General features: G+C 73.1%; 19 protein-coding genes. 11 read left to right on the plus strand and 8 right to left on the minus strand.

What is annotated here, in order from left to right; all coding sequences use genetic code 11:
* Positions 1-153 precede the first annotated feature (153 nt).
* Positions 154-1,014, plus strand: a complete 861-nt coding sequence (locus tag ACSU6M_RS01210) for a SigB/SigF/SigG family RNA polymerase sigma factor (protein WP_437066224.1) — start codon at positions 154-156, stop codon at positions 1,012-1,014.
* Positions 1,015-1,215: 201 nt separating this feature from the next.
* Positions 1,216-1,662, plus strand: coding sequence for an ATP-binding protein (locus ACSU6M_RS01215; protein ID WP_437066226.1), 447 nt, complete (start codon positions 1,216-1,218; stop codon positions 1,660-1,662).
* 97 nt (positions 1,663-1,759) lie between these two features.
* On the opposite strand, the gene ACSU6M_RS01220 is transcribed toward ACSU6M_RS01215, so the two are convergent.
* The gene (locus tag ACSU6M_RS01220) at positions 1,760-2,194 is read right to left on the minus strand and encodes an ATP-binding protein (RefSeq protein ID WP_437066228.1); all 435 of its coding nucleotides are present in this window, start codon (positions 2,192-2,194) and stop codon (positions 1,760-1,762) included.
* A 251-nt stretch (positions 2,195-2,445) separates the two neighbouring features.
* Between ACSU6M_RS01220 and ACSU6M_RS01225 the strand changes: the two genes are divergently transcribed.
* Together ACSU6M_RS01225 and ACSU6M_RS01230 are read left to right on the plus strand one after the other, a co-directional pair.
* Positions 2,446-2,802, plus strand: coding sequence for a PRC-barrel domain-containing protein (locus ACSU6M_RS01225; RefSeq protein WP_437066229.1), 357 nt, complete (start codon positions 2,446-2,448; stop codon positions 2,800-2,802).
* Positions 2,803-2,817: 15 nt separating this feature from the next.
* Positions 2,818-2,985, plus strand: a complete 168-nt coding sequence (locus ACSU6M_RS01230) for a hypothetical protein (RefSeq protein WP_437066231.1) — start codon at positions 2,818-2,820, stop codon at positions 2,983-2,985.
* A 12-nt stretch (positions 2,986-2,997) separates the two neighbouring features.
* Here ACSU6M_RS01230 and ACSU6M_RS01235 read toward each other — a convergent pair whose 3' ends face one another.
* Positions 2,998-4,203 carry an FAD-dependent oxidoreductase gene (locus ACSU6M_RS01235; protein WP_437066232.1) on the minus strand — a complete coding sequence of 402 codons (1,206 nt, stop codon included), beginning with the start codon at positions 4,201-4,203 and terminating at the stop codon, positions 2,998-3,000.
* 87 nt (positions 4,204-4,290) lie between these two features.
* Between ACSU6M_RS01235 and ACSU6M_RS01240 the strand changes: the two genes are divergently transcribed.
* The 4 genes from ACSU6M_RS01240 to ACSU6M_RS01255 all read left to right on the plus strand — a co-directional run bounded on the left by ACSU6M_RS01240 (position 4,291) and on the right by ACSU6M_RS01255 (position 7,679).
* Positions 4,291-5,112: a GntR family transcriptional regulator gene (locus tag ACSU6M_RS01240; protein ID WP_437066234.1), complete on the plus strand. Its 822-nt coding sequence runs from the start codon at positions 4,291-4,293 to the stop codon at positions 5,110-5,112.
* 82 nt (positions 5,113-5,194) lie between these two features.
* Positions 5,195-6,550, plus strand: coding sequence for a rhodanese-like domain-containing protein (locus ACSU6M_RS01245; protein WP_437066236.1), 1,356 nt, complete (start codon positions 5,195-5,197; stop codon positions 6,548-6,550).
* 17 nt (positions 6,551-6,567) lie between these two features.
* Complete coding sequence (locus tag ACSU6M_RS01250; RefSeq protein ID WP_437066237.1) at positions 6,568-6,933, plus strand: rhodanese-like domain-containing protein; 366 nt, start codon at positions 6,568-6,570, stop codon at positions 6,931-6,933.
* The gene (locus ACSU6M_RS01255) at positions 6,930-7,679 is read left to right on the plus strand and encodes a sulfite exporter TauE/SafE family protein (protein ID WP_437066239.1); all 750 of its coding nucleotides are present in this window, start codon (positions 6,930-6,932) and stop codon (positions 7,677-7,679) included. Before ACSU6M_RS01250 ends, ACSU6M_RS01255 begins: the two co-directional genes overlap by 4 nt.
* A gap of 54 nt (positions 7,680-7,733) precedes the next feature.
* Here ACSU6M_RS01255 and ACSU6M_RS01260 read toward each other — a convergent pair whose 3' ends face one another.
* The 3 genes from ACSU6M_RS01260 to ACSU6M_RS01270 all read right to left on the minus strand — a co-directional run bounded on the left by ACSU6M_RS01260 (position 7,734) and on the right by ACSU6M_RS01270 (position 9,297).
* Positions 7,734-8,561, minus strand: coding sequence for a DUF1206 domain-containing protein (locus ACSU6M_RS01260; RefSeq protein ID WP_437066240.1), 828 nt, complete (start codon positions 8,559-8,561; stop codon positions 7,734-7,736).
* Positions 8,562-8,657: 96 nt separating this feature from the next.
* On the minus strand, positions 8,658-9,005 hold the full coding sequence (locus tag ACSU6M_RS01265) for a hypothetical protein (RefSeq protein ID WP_437066242.1): 348 nt from the start codon (positions 9,003-9,005) through the stop codon (positions 8,658-8,660).
* A 43-nt stretch (positions 9,006-9,048) separates the two neighbouring features.
* Positions 9,049-9,297 (minus strand): hypothetical protein, encoded by a 249-nt coding sequence (locus tag ACSU6M_RS01270; protein WP_437066243.1) that lies wholly within the window; start codon positions 9,295-9,297, stop codon positions 9,049-9,051.
* A 292-nt stretch (positions 9,298-9,589) separates the two neighbouring features.
* Between ACSU6M_RS01270 and ACSU6M_RS01275 the strand changes: the two genes are divergently transcribed.
* Complete coding sequence (locus ACSU6M_RS01275; RefSeq protein WP_437066245.1) at positions 9,590-9,805, plus strand: mannan-binding protein; 216 nt, start codon at positions 9,590-9,592, stop codon at positions 9,803-9,805.
* A complete protein-coding gene (locus ACSU6M_RS01280) occupies positions 9,754-10,593 on the plus strand; it encodes a terpene synthase family protein (RefSeq protein WP_437074954.1) in 840 nt (279 codons plus the stop codon). The genes ACSU6M_RS01275 and ACSU6M_RS01280 overlap by 52 nt, the downstream gene beginning before the upstream one ends.
* Position 10,594: 1 nt before the next feature.
* Here ACSU6M_RS01280 and ACSU6M_RS01285 read toward each other — a convergent pair whose 3' ends face one another.
* The gene (locus ACSU6M_RS01285) at positions 10,595-10,960 is read right to left on the minus strand and encodes a CAP domain-containing protein (protein WP_437066246.1); all 366 of its coding nucleotides are present in this window, start codon (positions 10,958-10,960) and stop codon (positions 10,595-10,597) included.
* A 266-nt stretch (positions 10,961-11,226) separates the two neighbouring features.
* Here ACSU6M_RS01285 and ACSU6M_RS01290 point away from each other — a divergent pair, with 266 nt between their 5' ends.
* A complete protein-coding gene (locus ACSU6M_RS01290) occupies positions 11,227-11,469 on the plus strand; it encodes a hypothetical protein (RefSeq protein ID WP_437066247.1) in 243 nt (80 codons plus the stop codon).
* Positions 11,470-11,549: 80 nt separating this feature from the next.
* Here ACSU6M_RS01290 and ACSU6M_RS01295 read toward each other — a convergent pair whose 3' ends face one another.
* Together ACSU6M_RS01295 and ACSU6M_RS01300 are read right to left on the minus strand one after the other, a co-directional pair.
* Positions 11,550-12,311 carry an ABC transporter permease gene (locus ACSU6M_RS01295; protein WP_437066249.1) on the minus strand — a complete coding sequence of 254 codons (762 nt, stop codon included), beginning with the start codon at positions 12,309-12,311 and terminating at the stop codon, positions 11,550-11,552.
* Positions 12,308-13,180, minus strand: a complete 873-nt coding sequence (locus tag ACSU6M_RS01300; RefSeq protein ID WP_437074955.1) for an ABC transporter ATP-binding protein — start codon at positions 13,178-13,180, stop codon at positions 12,308-12,310. Before ACSU6M_RS01300 ends, ACSU6M_RS01295 begins: the two co-directional genes overlap by 4 nt.
* Between the last annotated feature and the right edge of the window lie 86 nt (positions 13,181-13,266).

The following is a 13,266-nucleotide window of genomic DNA, read 5'->3' on the forward strand; positions in this document are numbered from 1 at the left end:
CCTGTTTGCGGGGCGAACGGCAGGGCAGGCGGGATTACGTGCTTCGGAGCAGAGGCACGCCGGCGAGGGCACCGTGCCCGTTCAGGGCCGTCGAGGGCCCCGCCGCGTTTCCCACGGCAACTCCTTGGCATCGGCGTTCAGGAGATCTTTCGCATGCTGGTCGAGACGTCCGCGAACAATTCCGCTCCCTCCCCCCACACCGCTCCTCCCCGCAGGCACCCCCACGACGACGCGCCCGACACGGGCGCGGACTTCGCGCGGCTCGCGGAACTGCCCGACGGGCCCGAGCGCGACGCGGTGCGCGAGGAACTCACCGAGGCATGGCTCCCCATGGCCCACCGCATCGCCGGCCGCTTCCGCAACCGCGGCGAGTCGCTGGAGGACCTGCGCCAGGTCGCGGCGCTCGGTCTGGTCAAGGCCATCGACCGGTACGAACCCGGCCGCGGCGCCTTCGAGAGCTACGCCGTGCCGACCATCACCGGCGAGATCAAGCGCCACTTCCGCGACCGTATGTGGGCCCTGCGCGTCCCCCGCCGGGTGCAGGACCTGCGCAACAAGGTGCGCCTGGCCCGGCACGAGCTGATGCAGTCGTCCGGCGGCGCCGAGCCGTCGGTCGCCGAGCTCGCCGACCGCACGGGGCTCACCGAGGATGAGGTCCGCGCCGGGCTGGAGGCGTTGGACAGCTACAGCACCCTCTCCCTCGACGCCGAGGTGTCCGGGGACGACGACGGCTACAGCCTCGCCGACACCCTCGGGGTGGCCGAGAAGGCGTACGACGTGGTCGTGGACCGCGAGGCCGCCAAGGAGGGGCTGCGGCGCCTGCCCGAACGGGAGCGTGCCATCCTCTACATGCGCTTCTTCGAGGACATGACACAGAGCCGCATCGCCGACCGGCTGGGCATCTCCCAGATGCATGTCTCCCGGCTGATCAGCCGCTCCTGCGCGCGGGTGCGGGCGGAGGTCATGGAGCAGGAGCACGGCGACGGCCCCGGCTCCGACGGCCGACGCGCCTGACGGCCCGGAAGGGGCCATGACATGACGGCCCGGAAGGGGCCATGACACGGACCCGAGCGGGTAGACGACACCCGCTACGATCCCCGAGTGGTGCGCGACGGAGGTGTACAGGCTCTTGGCCACGGAAAACACGCATTCGCCCCTGGGTCCCGGCGGTGTTCCGGCACCGCCGCACGTCCCGCCGACGGTCTCCGGAACACGATGACGGCCGCCGAGCACCGTCCGGCCGGGCCCGACCAGCGGTCGGCGGCCCCGGCCCGGCCGGTCGCGATCACGAGCGCGGCCGCGGCCCGGCGCTACGTACGGTCCCTGGTGGAGGAACGCTGGCGCGGACCTTCCGGACCCCCGGCCGAGGAGGCCGTGATCGACCTGATGCTGGTCGTCTCGGAACTCGTCACCAACGCCATCCGGCACGGCGGCGGACTCGCCCGCTTCGAGGTGACGCTGGTGCCCGACGGGGTCCGGCTGGGCGTGCACGACCACAGCGGCGTCGTGCCCTCGGCGGCCCTCGGTCACGGCGGCTTCCCGCGGCCGCGGGAGAACGGCGGCTACGGATGGCCGCTGATCATCCGCCTGGCCCGCGAGATCCAGGTCCGGGCGCACCGGGAGGGCGGCAAGGAGATCAACGTCCTGGTCCCGCTGACCTGATCCGCGCAGGCGTGCGGGGCCGGGCGGGGCGGCGCTCAGGCCCCCGCCCGGCCGTCGGCAGCCCTGGGCCGTCGCCGGGGCGGAGACAACCGGACCGTCACCAGGGCAGGAAGACGTGCACGTCCTTGCCGTTCTCCCGCCCGACCACGCTCACCTGGTCGCTCAGGGTCTGGATCAGATACCAGCCGATCCCCCCGCTGCCCTTGCCGGGGCTGAAGGAGCGGGGGGCGGGAAGAGTGGTGCTGGTGTCGGCCACCGTCACATGGACGCCGTCGAACGTCCTGCGCATGGTCAGCACGAAGGGACCGGGCGCGTACTGGATCGCGTTGGCCGCCAGTTCCGTGACCACCAGCAGGATGTCGTCCCAGTGCTCCATGGCCGACGGGGGGTCCGACCGGCCGAGGCGGGCGAGGAATGCCTCCGCCGTCAGCCGGGCGTCCGTGACGTTCTCCAGCCGCCCGTCGAACGCGGCGATGCACTCCCACGTCCTGTCGTACGACGGCTTCTCGCTCCACCGCGGTTCGGTCGACATCGCACCTTCCCGGCCGTTCCACTGCGCACCGTGTGACTTCGGGTCTCTTCCCTGCTGCTGGTTCCCCGCGTGGGACGGTCTACGCGCGGGGAGGGCGTGAGGAATCCGCGACCGGCATGTGCCCGTTCCGCGGCCCGGCGCTCGTATGCATGAGCCACCGCGTCCTGGTGACCCGTACGTGGACGGCAGCGGCCGCGGCCCGGCATCTCGGCGGGCGGCGGGAACCGGAGCGGGAACACGGAGGCCGGCGGATGATCCAGATCGCAGACATCCGGGAGTGGCGCGACCACGACGTGGTCGACGAGCAGGGCAAGAAGATCGGCACGCTCGAATCGGTCTACGTCGACACCGCGACCGACGAGCCCTCGTTCGCGACCGTCACCGTGGGCCTGCCGACCCGGCATCGCCTGGTCTTCGTGCCCCTCGCCGACGCCACCGTGGGCCCCGGCTATGTGAAGGTCGCCCACCCCAAGGCACTCGTCAAGGACGCTCCTTCCATCGGCACCGACGGGGTGCTGGCGGCCGAGGAGGAGCCGCCCGTCTTCGCCCACTACGCGCTCGAGTACGCGCCCGGCGCGGGCGGCGAGCGCCGGCTCGCGCGTCGCTGACGGCGGAGGGCGGACATGGCCTGGGTGCTCTTCCTGATCCTCGCGGCCGTCGTGCTCGGCCTCATCGGTGCCGTGGCCGACGGGCTGTTCTATCTGCTGCTCATCGGGATCGCCGTGTTCCTGGCCGCGCTCGCCCTGGCGGGCGTCCTGCTGCGCCGCACCGGCCGCCGCCCCACCCGCTGAGGGCCCACCGGGTCAGGCCCGGCCGCGCAGCATCAGATGCCAGTACAGCAACGGCAGTCCGTAGCGCTTGAGGTACCACATGTCGCGGCGTTCGCGCGTGGTGTCGATGAGGGGGAAGGTGGGGCGGTGCCGCAGCGCGTAGTCGAACTCGGCGAGCAGCATCCGGTGCCGTGAGGTGGTGATCGGGCAGGAGGAGTACCCGTCGTACGAGGCGGGCGGCGGGCCGCCGTGCACGAGTCCGGCGGCGATGTTCCGGGCGACGACGGGTGCCTGCTTGCGGATCGCGGCGCCCGTCTTGGAGTTGGGGGACGATCCGGCGTCGCCGAGGGCGAAGACCTCGGGGTAGCGCACATGGCGCAGCGTGTGCCTGTCGATCTCCACATAGCCGGCCGGGTCCGCGGGGTCGGCGAGCGGTGTGGCCTTGAGCCAGTCCGGTGCCGACTGGGGCGGGACGACGTGCATCATGTCGAACCGCAGGGACTCCTCGGCCCCGGAGCTGTGGTCGACGACGACGGCGTCACGGCCGTCCGGGTCGACCTCGGTCAGTTCGCTGTTCGTGCGCACCTCGATGCCGTAGCGGGCCGCGACCCGCTGGAGTTCCGCGGCGAAGACGGGGACGCCGAACAGGCCGGGTGTGGGCAGCACGAGCACCACACGGATGTTCTTCAGCACCCCCTGCTCGCGCCAGTGGTCGGCGGCGAGGTAGGCGATCTTCTGGGGTGCCCCGCCGCATTTGATCGGGCCGGAGGGCATGGTGAACACGGCGGTCCCCGAGCGCAGCGAGCGGATCAACTCCCAGGTCTTGGGCGCGAGTTCGTAGGAGTAGTTGCTCGACGTGTGCGGTGCCACGACCGCCTGCGCCATGCCGGGCACGGTGTCCCAGTCGAGCTGGATGCCGGGGCAGACGACGAGCCTGTCGTAGCCGACGGTCCGTCCGTCGGCCAGGCCGACCGTGCGCTGCTCGGGGTCCACGGTCTCCGCCCTGCCGCGCAACCAGGACACGCCCTTGGGCATGACGGACCGCTGGGGGCGGGCACTCGCCCTTGCCCGTGCGCGTCCGCCGCCGACCAGCGTCCACAGCGGTTGGTAGTAGTGCGTGGTCGAGGGTTCGACGAGCCCGATGTCGCGTAAGCCCAGGCGCAGCAGACGCGCCGCGACGGTCACGCCGGCCGCTCCCCCGCCGACGATGAGCACCTTGTGGTGAGCATGCGTGGTCATGGAGTTCTCCGTCCGCCCGGTCTTGCCTCCCGCCAGCTAATGTACGTACATTAGCTTTCGAAATGTACGTACACAAGGACGGGCATCATGCGTGAGGACCCCTCTCCCCCGGCCGGCGGGGGCCGCGGCGGCACCCCGCTGTGGCGTCATGTGCGGGACGACCTGCGGGCCCGGCTGGAGCGGGGCGAGTTCGTCGACTTCTTCCCCGGTGAGAACGAGCTGGCCGCGCGGTACGGGGTGAGCCGGCACACCGTGCGCGCGGCGCTGCGCGAGCTGCGGGAGGCGGGTCTGGTCACCGCGGCGCGGGGCCGCCGGCCGCGACCGGTGGGCGAGGCGCTGATAGAGCAGCCCGTCGGCGCGCTGTACAGCCTGTTCGCCTCCGTGGAGGAGGCCGGCCTCGAACAGCGCAGCATCGTCCGTACGCTCGACATCCGCGCCGACGCCCATGTGGCGGTCCGGCTGGGCCTGGAGGAGTCCACACCGCTGCTGTACCTGGAGCGCATCCGCCTGGCCGACGGCGAACCGCTCGCCCACGACAAGGTGTGGCTGCCGGCCGCGGACGCCCGGCCGCTGCTGGACGCCGACTTCGGTCACACCGCGCTCTACGACGAGCTCGCCGAGCGCTGCGGCCTCCGGCTGGCCGGCGGGGAGGAGCACATCAAGGCCGTCGTTCCCACGGCCGCCGAACAGCGGCTGCTCGGCCTGCCCGAGGGCGTGGCGGCCTTCTCCATCGAGCGGCTCGGCCATGCGCGGGGCCGGACCGTCGAGTGGCGCAGGACCCTCATCCGCGGCGACCGGTTCAGCGTCGTCGCCCGGTTCGACGCCCGCGCCGGGTACCGCCTCGACCCGGCGGCGGTCCCCTTCACCCGCCCGGCCCGCCGGGTACGACGGCTCGACCCGGCGCGGTGAGCGGCCCCGTCCGCACGAGCCGGCCGACCACGCTCACGCCCCGCGCTCTCGGGCTCGAGGGGCGCCGGAAGGAGTGCTGCCCATGTTCTTCATCGACACGATCGAGGTCGCGGGGCTCGGCAACCGCGGCTATCTGGCGGGAGGCGAGCGCACGGCCGTGGCCGTCGACCCGCCGCGCGACGTCGACCGCGTGCTGACGGCCGCCGCACGCAGGGGGGTGCGGATCTCGCACGTCGTCGAGACGCACATCCACAACGACTACCTCACCGGCGGCCTGGAACTGGCCCGTCTCACCGGTGCGGCCTACGGCGTCCCCGCCGGTGCCACCGTGTCCTTCGAGCGCACACCGGTCCACGACGGCGACCGCACGCACATCGACACGGACCTGACCCTGCTGGCGCTGGCGACACCGGGCCACACCCCGCACCACACCGCCTACGCGCTCGAAGAACAGGGCACCGCGGTCGCGGTGTTCACGGGAGGTTCGCTGCTGATCGGCACGGTGGGCCGCCCCGACCTGGTCGAGCCCCGCCTGACCGAGGACCTGGCCCGCGCCCAGCACGCCTCCGCGCACCGCCTCGCCGCGCAACTCCCCGACACCGCCGCCGTACTGCCCACGCACGGGTTCGGCAGCTTCTGCTCCGCCGGTCCGGCCACCGGCGAGGACACCACCATCGGGAAGGAGAAGGCGTCCAACGCGGCCCTCACCCAGGACGTCGACACCTTCGTCGCCCGCCTGCTCCGGGGGCTGGACGACTTTCCCGCGTACTACGCCCATATGAGCCCCGCCAACTCCGCCGGCCCCGCCCCCGTCGACCTCACCCCGCCGGCCGTCGCCGACGCCGGGGAGATCGCGGCACGGCTGGCGGCCGGGGAGTGGGTGGTCGACGTGCGCCACCGGATCGCGTTCGCCGAAGGGCATGTCAGGGGCACCTACAACTTCGAGGCCGACGGTCGACTGGCCACCTATCTGGCCTGGTTGATCCCCTGGGGCAAGCCGGTCACCCTGCTCGCCGAATCGGCGGAACAACTGGCCCGGGCCCAGCGCGAGTTGGTGCGCGTCGGCATCGACCGTCCGGCCGCCGCGGCCACCGGCGGCCCCGCCTCCTGGACCCCCGAGGGCACGGAACCGGCCCGTTTCCCGCGCGCCGCCTTCGCGGACCTGGCCCGGCGCCGCGCGGACGTGGTCGTGCTGGACGTCCGCCGTGCCTCCGAGCGGGCCGCCGGATACATCGAGGGCTCGGTCCACATCCCCCTGCACGCGCTGCACCGGCGCCTCGGCGACGTGCCGCCGGGCCAGGTGTGGGTGCACTGCGCCGGCGGTCTGCGGGCCGCCATCGCCGCCTCGCTGCTGGACGCGGCGGGCCGCGACGTCGTCGCCGTGGACGACTCCTTCACCGCCGCCGGACAGGCCGGCCTTCCCCTCCGTACCGGCTGAAGGGCGAGGACCCCTCCATGCACACATCCCCTTCCGGCACGGGCCGGGTCACCGCGGAGGAAGCCGCCGAACGCACCGGTGGGGCCGCGGGCAGCTGGGTCCTGCTCGATGTGCGGGAATCCGACGAATGGCGGGCCGGTCACGCCCCCGGAGCCGTCCACGTCCCCCTCTACCGGCTCGCCGAAGGCGTGCCCCTGCCTCCCGAGGCCCAGGGCCGGGGCCTGGTCGTGATCTGCCGGTCGGGCAACCGTTCCCGACGGGCCGCGGAGCTGCTGGCCCACCTCGGGATCGAGGCCGTGGACGTGATCGGCGGCCTGCACGCGTGGGCACGGGCGGGGCTGCCCGTGGTGGACGGGCGGGGCCGGCCCGGTACGGTCGCGTGAGCGCACTGGTCCTCGCCCTCGCGGCCGGCGCGGCGGTCGGGCTGACGCTCGGCGCCCTCGGCGGCGGAGGCGGTGTGGTGGCCGTCCCCGCCCTGATCTACCTGCTCGGCCTCACACCCGTGGCGGCCACCACCGCCGCCCTGGTGATCGTGAGCCTCACCTCGGCGACGGCTCTGACCGCGCACGCCCGTGCGGGGCACGTGCGCTGGGGCGCGGGGCTGCTGTTCGCCCTGGCCGGGGTCGGCCCGGCCATGCTGGGCTCCGCGCTCGCCGCCCAGCTGCCGGCGCGTGTCCTGCAAGCGGCCTTCGCGCTGGTCGCCGCGGGAGCGGCGGCACGGATGCTGCGCCCCGGCCCGCAGCAGCGGGCCGCCCGGCGCGCCCGGCCCGGTCGGGCCGCGGGGGCCGGCGCGGGACTCGGCGCGGTCACCGGTGTCCTCGGTGTCGGCGGGGGCTTCCTCGCCGTGCCGGCGCTGGTGGCGTTGCTCGGCCTTCGGATGCGCGAGGCGGTCGGCACCAGCCTGCTGGTGATCACGGTCACCTCGCCCGCCGCGCTCTGCCTGCGCGGCGGCACCCTGGCCGGGCTGGACTGGGCGGTCCTCGCCCCCTTCGCCGGGGCGGCGGTGCTGGGGGCGTGGGACGGCCGGCGGCTGGCGTCGAAGGTCACCGGGGAGACCTTGCGGAGGGCCTTCGCCGTGGGGCTGCTGGCCGTGGCCGCGTTCATGGCCCTCGACGCCGTGCCGCTCTGAGGGGCCCGGGCCGCCGCGTGCGCCGAGGGGCCGGGGGCCGCTGCCGGGTGCGGATCACACCCGGCGCCACCTGGCCTGCCCGAAGGAGAACACCCCGAACAGCGCGAGGCCCACCGCCACCGCGACGAGCAGCCACGGCCCCGCAGGGGTCTGCGCGAACGCCCGGAGCGCGTCGTCCATGCCCTTGGCCTCGGCGGGGTCGAACTCGGCGGCCGCCTTGAGGCCGAAGTAGCCGATCGCGGCGAGGACGACTCCCCGGCCGACGCCGCCCGCGATGCCCGTGACATCCATGAGGCGCCGCTGGTTCCTGGACATGCTCCCCCAGCTCAGATGCTTGCGGTACGTCCGCATCACGGCCCGTACGGCGATCACGGCACCCGTGCCCAGGACGACGGCGGCCACCGCGCCCACCCACCACGGCCCGCCCGGCAGCTCCAGCAACCGGCCGGTGATGTCCTGGCTCTGGCGGTCGGTCGAGCCCGCGCCGCTGCCCCGGTCGCCCGTCGCGAAGGACAGCACCAGGAACGCGATCACTCCGTAGAAGAGGAACCGCGCACCGGCCGCGAGCCGCTTCGCCGTGCCGCTGTCGGAACCGGCCGCCCCGAACAGTGCCTCCGACAGCCGCCACAGCGCCATGCCGGCCAGCCCCAGCCCGAGGGCCCACAGCAGGACGGCACCGAACGGCGTGGCGGCGACCTCCGTCAGCGCCCCGCCCCGGTCGGCCTGCTCCTTGGAACCCGTCAGGGCGACCCGTACCGCGAGCACCCCGACGAGCAGGTACAGCAGTCCCCGCGCCACGAATCCCGCGCGTGCGCCCGTCCGCACCGCGTCCTGCCGGGAAGCGCGTCTCGCCATGGCCGTCGCGGACCCCGCGTTCGTCATACACCCTCACCCCACTCGCTCGGTCACACCGAGTGCCCCGCGTCCACCTGCCGAATCCTCGGCGGCGTGCGGGACGGGGCGAGCGGCGTGCGCAGGTCAGCCACGGCCCTCCAGGGCCTCCGCCCGGCTCACCAGGTCGGCCGCGACGGCGTCCCAGTCCGGACCGTGCGTCCACAGGCTCTGGGCGGCCTCGCGCAACAGGGCCGGGTCGTCCGGCCGTTGCAGCAGCACCAGCCGGTAGGCGAGGTTCCGGATCCGGACCGGGAGCCGGCCGTCGACCACGTGCGGGCAGAGCTCGCGGAGCATGGCGAGGATGGTGTCCGCGTCGGCGAACGTCAGCTCCTCGATGAAGTAGTGCTCGTCGTGCTCCAGCCCGCACTCCGGCGTGGGCCGGTACTCGTCTCCGTAGAGACACCGGGCGTGCTCCGTCAGCGTGCTGTGCATGCCCGGAGCCTACTGAGGGGCCGGGGGTGGCCGGGGGGTGCCTTCAGCCCCTCGGGAAGAAGACGTCGCTGGCCGCGTTGACGAAGGGCGCGGTCATCTGGGCGAACCTCGCCGCGCCCTGGGCGAAGGGGGTCAGCGGGTCGATCGAGCCGGAGTGGCCGCCTCGGGGGTCGGAGGGGGCGGCCGGGCGGGGGCGGGGGTCCTTGGTGTCGGCCACGGCACTGGCACCGCCTTGGACGGCGAGCAGGACGGTGAGCAGGACAGCGGCACGGCGGTAGGTGGAAAGTCGCATGCCCGGCACAACGAGGGGGTGATTCCCCGGTCACCGGACCACCGGAAGTGTGATCTGAAGGTGAGCCGCATGGCGTGCGGTCAACGCGTCGACGCATGCCCCTTCCTTCGGTGGACGCGGGAAATACCTGGGCATGGCTGGTCGCACCGCTCTGCGAAGTCCCACATGATCGAGTGCACTTCCCGCCCCTTTCCCTCAATTCGCCGGAAGGTTCACGCCGCCATGGGACTGCCACTGTCCGAAGTGGAATTGCCACCGCTGTTCTGCCCCCTGGAATCCGCCGTCCATCCCCGTGTCCGGGAGGTCGAGAAACGCGCCGAGGAATGGGTCGGCGCCATCGGTATGTGCGCGTCGGAACGGGAGCTGGCGTGGGTCGTGGCGACGCACAGCGCCGACTTCTACGCCCGCTTCGCCCCGGTCGCCGACGACGACCGGCTCCTGGCTGCGGCCCTGTGGGTGTACTGGGGTTTCGCGTTCGACGACGCGCGCTGCGACAGCGGACCGCTGAGCACCCGCCCGGCGCAGTTCAACGTCCTGGCCGGGCAGGTGCAGCGGGCCTGCGAGACCGACTCCGCCGACCCCGGCGACCGGTACGCCCGCGCCCTGCAGGACATCGTCCGCCGCTTCCGCTCCTTCGCCGCCCCCGCCCAGGTCGCCCGCTTCCAGCACGCCCACCGCACCTGGCTGTCCGGGGTCGCCTGGCAGATCGCGAACCAGGCGATGGGCCGGATGCCGGGGCTCGACGAGTTCCTGACCATGCGGTTGCAAGCGGCGGGCGGCCACCCGACGTACGCGCTGCTGGAACTCGCCACCGGGGCCCAGGTCCCCGACCGTGAGCTGTACCGGCCGGCCGTGCGGGCGCTGTCCGAGATGGCGATGATGGTGGCCGCCCTCGACAACGACCGGCACTCGCTGCACAAGGAGCTGGCCCGGGGCCACACCGACCAGAACGTCTACACCGTGCTGATGGCCGAGCGGGGCATCGGTCTGCAGCAGGCCGTCGTCGAGGCCGCGCGCCTGCGCGACCGCATCCTGCTGCGCTTCCTCCGTCTCCACGACCGGGTGCGCCCGACGGCCGGCCAGGAGCTCGCCGTCTATCTGCAGGGGCTGCGGTACGGGCTGCGCGGGAACAACGAGTGGGGAATGCGGGTGCCCCGGTACCTCAGCCAGGGGCACTGGCCGGACAGCATGGAGGACCTGGCCCTGGCGTACGCCGAGGAGCCGACGGACACCCGGCCGGGGCCCGTGCCGGGGGCGCCCGGCATCGCGTGGTGGTGGGATCAGGATCTGGCGTGAGTCACCGCGGGGCGGCCAGGTCCAGGGTCCACCAGGGGCCGTCGGGGCCCGCCGCCGTGCCGGCGCCGGCGTCCGTGTAGCGGCAGCTGAGCAGGATCGCGCGGTGCGGGGGGCTGTCCATCCAGTCCCCGACGACGGCCGACGCGGTGGCCAGGCCCACGGCGATCACCTCGCCGGTGGGCCCCGGCTCGTAGCCCGCGGCCCGCATCCGGTCGTCGGGGCCGCTGCCGTCCGTGCCCACATGGCTGAGCCGGCCGTGCGCGGCCATGTCGGCACTGTGGGCCTCGGCCGCCCGGTTCAGGGCGGCCCGCTGCCGCAGCGCCGGGCATCCGGCCGTCGCCCGATGCCGGTTGACCTCGGAGACCACCCGCGTCGCCGCGTCGAGCGCGCCGGGTGAGTCAGGGGGCGTGAATTCCTGCCCGGCCGCCGGCGAGAGCGCGCAGCCACAGCGCGGCTAGAGCGGCGGCTCCCGCAAAGAACACTTTTCCCAACGTTGCGGTCATGCTTTTATTGGCCCTTCTTTCCCTTTCGGGGGAACTCGGCATTTCCTTGTCCGGAGCGTCGATCCCGAACGATAGGCTCAAAGCTCAATTCCCCTCTCTCTTTCCGTGTCTGTCGCACAGGAGGCTTTTCATGTCATTGCGAATTCGCCGTCTTGTCGTCGTCTCGCTCGCGGCCGTGGCCGTCGCCGCGGGCGGCGCCGAAGTCGCTTCCGCCGCCGTCGCCGAGCGGCCGGCCGAGCAAGTGGCCTACCCCGGCCCGGACTTCGACGGCTACCCGGGCAGCGGTCATGACCGGCCGCTGCGCTTCGGCCCGTTCGAGTTCCCCAGCGCCGGGGCCGTCTCGGGCGGCTTCAAGTGGGACATGCGGCACTGAGGGACACCCTCCCCGCGGCCTCCTCCCCGTGCCGGGAGGAGGCCGTCGCCATGTCGGTACGAGGCTGCGGGCCGGGCGCCTCAGCGCTTGAGCGTGGCCGCGCTGGCCACCAGCACCAGGATCACGCAGCCCAGGATCAGCAGGGCGTCGCGGACGAACAGGCCGGTGACGCCGGTGTGCGTGGCCGCCTCGCCGGCGGCCTGGACCCCGTAGGTCATGGGCATCACCTTGGCGGCGGCCGACAGCGCGCCCTGCATCTGGTCGCGGGGCACGAACAGCCCGCACACGAGGAACTGGGGCAGGACACCGGCGGGAAGGAACTGCACGGCCTGGAACTCGTTGCGGGCGAAGGCGCTCACCAGCAGTCCGAGGGCCAGCCCCAGCAGTGCGCCCAGTATGGCGATGACCATCAGCAGGTACGCCGGTCCCTTGATGTCCAGCCCCAGCGGCCCCACGGACAGCAGCGTGGACAGCACGGCCTGCAACAGGGCCAGCAGGGCGAAGGCGAGGCTGTAGCCGAGGACGATGTCGAGCCGCGCCACCGGCATGGTCAGCAGCCGCTCCGCGGTGCCGGTGGTCCGCTCGCGCAGCATCGACACGGACGCCACCAGATACATCACGATGACCGGGAAGACGCCGAAGACCTGCGGCCCGACGCGCTGGAAGGACGCCTCCGAGTCATGGAACATCAGCTTGAGCAGCACCATCAGCATGCACGGGATGACCAGCAGCAGAGCCGTGCTCCCCCGGTCCCGGGAGATCTGCTGGAGCACCCGGACCGCGGTCGCCGCGGTGATGGTGGGCGAGAACGGGAGCCGGTCGGCCAGCGGGGTGCCGTTCACGAGCGGGTGTCCGCCGCGAAGAAGGACTGCGGGGCGGCGGGCACGCTCGCCTCGTCCAGCAGTCCCGTCAGCCCGCCCAGTTCCGGCGGCAGGCTCTGGGCGGCCGCTCGCCGGCGGGCGCGTGCCTCGGCGGCCGTGGCGGCCTCCACCAGGTGCATGAACGCCTGCTCCACATCGGCGCAGCCGGTGTGCTCCAGCAGGGTGTGCCGGTCGGCGCTGGCCAGCAGCCGGCCGGAGCGCATCAGCAGCAGCCGGTCGCAGCGGTCGGCCTCGTCCATGACATGGCTGGAGATCAGCAGGGTGGTGCCCTCCATCGCCAGCCGCTGGAACACCAGCCACAGCTCCCGGCGCACCATCGGATCGAGTCCGACGGTGGGCTCGTCCATCACCAGCAGATCGGGCCGGTTGAGCAGGGCCACGGCCAGCGAGACGCGGGAGTACTGGCCGCCGGAGAGGCGGGAGACGAGCTTGTCGGCGTATCCCGCGAGGTCGACCTCCTTGACGACCCGCACCACCGCGTCCTCCCGGCGCCAGCCGCGCAGGCCCAGGGCCGCGGCGAAGTAGCGCAGGTTCTCCAGCACGGTCAGGTCCGCGTACACCGACGGGGCCTGGGTGACATAGCCGACCCGGGTCTGCAACTGCGGTGCGCCGGCCGCGAATCCGAGGACCTGCACATGGCCGGCGGTGGCCCGTTGGACGCCGACCACGGAGCGCAGCAGGGTGGTCTTGCCGCAGCCGCTCGGTCCGAGCAGGCCGACGATGCAGCCGCGGGGGATGGTGAAGGTGACGTCGGCCAGGACCGTGTGGGTGCCGCGGACCACCTGAAGTCCGTAGGCGGACACGGCCGGAAGGTCACCCGACAGGGGCATACTGCGTTCGGTCTGCTGCACAGCTCCACTGTGTTTCGTCACGAAGAGTCCCGTTGTGGATGGTCAGGGTGCGGCCGGACAGGCAC

This window comes from Streptomyces sp. enrichment culture, from assembly GCF_964272895.1.
GTDB lineage: Bacteria > Actinomycetota > Actinomycetes > Streptomycetales > Streptomycetaceae > Streptomyces.

Excerpts from the sequence above, each read along its gene's own strand:
- ACSU6M_RS01210 (WP_437066224.1), top strand. The coding sequence starts at position 154 with ATGCTGGTCGAGACGTCCGCGAACAATTCCGCTCCCTCCCCCCACACC.
- ACSU6M_RS01215 (WP_437066226.1), top strand. The coding sequence starts at position 1,216 with ATGACGGCCGCCGAGCACCGTCCGGCCGGGCCCGACCAGCGGTCGGCG.
- ACSU6M_RS01220 (WP_437066228.1), bottom strand. The coding sequence starts at position 2,194 with ATGTCGACCGAACCGCGGTGGAGCGAGAAGCCGTCGTACGACAGGACG.
- ACSU6M_RS01225 (WP_437066229.1), top strand. The coding sequence starts at position 2,446 with ATGATCCAGATCGCAGACATCCGGGAGTGGCGCGACCACGACGTGGTC.
- ACSU6M_RS01230 (WP_437066231.1), top strand. The coding sequence starts at position 2,818 with ATGGCCTGGGTGCTCTTCCTGATCCTCGCGGCCGTCGTGCTCGGCCTC.
- ACSU6M_RS01235 (WP_437066232.1), bottom strand. The coding sequence starts at position 4,203 with ATGACCACGCATGCTCACCACAAGGTGCTCATCGTCGGCGGGGGAGCG.
- ACSU6M_RS01240 (WP_437066234.1), top strand. The coding sequence starts at position 4,291 with ATGCGTGAGGACCCCTCTCCCCCGGCCGGCGGGGGCCGCGGCGGCACC.
- ACSU6M_RS01245 (WP_437066236.1), top strand. The coding sequence starts at position 5,195 with ATGTTCTTCATCGACACGATCGAGGTCGCGGGGCTCGGCAACCGCGGC.
- ACSU6M_RS01250 (WP_437066237.1), top strand. The coding sequence starts at position 6,568 with ATGCACACATCCCCTTCCGGCACGGGCCGGGTCACCGCGGAGGAAGCC.
- ACSU6M_RS01260 (WP_437066240.1), bottom strand. The coding sequence starts at position 8,561 with ATGACGAACGCGGGGTCCGCGACGGCCATGGCGAGACGCGCTTCCCGG.
- ACSU6M_RS01265 (WP_437066242.1), bottom strand. The coding sequence starts at position 9,005 with ATGCACAGCACGCTGACGGAGCACGCCCGGTGTCTCTACGGAGACGAG.
- ACSU6M_RS01270 (WP_437066243.1), bottom strand. The coding sequence starts at position 9,297 with ATGCGACTTTCCACCTACCGCCGTGCCGCTGTCCTGCTCACCGTCCTG.
- ACSU6M_RS01290 (WP_437066247.1), top strand. The coding sequence starts at position 11,227 with ATGTCATTGCGAATTCGCCGTCTTGTCGTCGTCTCGCTCGCGGCCGTG.
- ACSU6M_RS01300 (WP_437074955.1), bottom strand. The coding sequence starts at position 13,180 with ATGCCCCTGTCGGGTGACCTTCCGGCCGTGTCCGCCTACGGACTTCAG.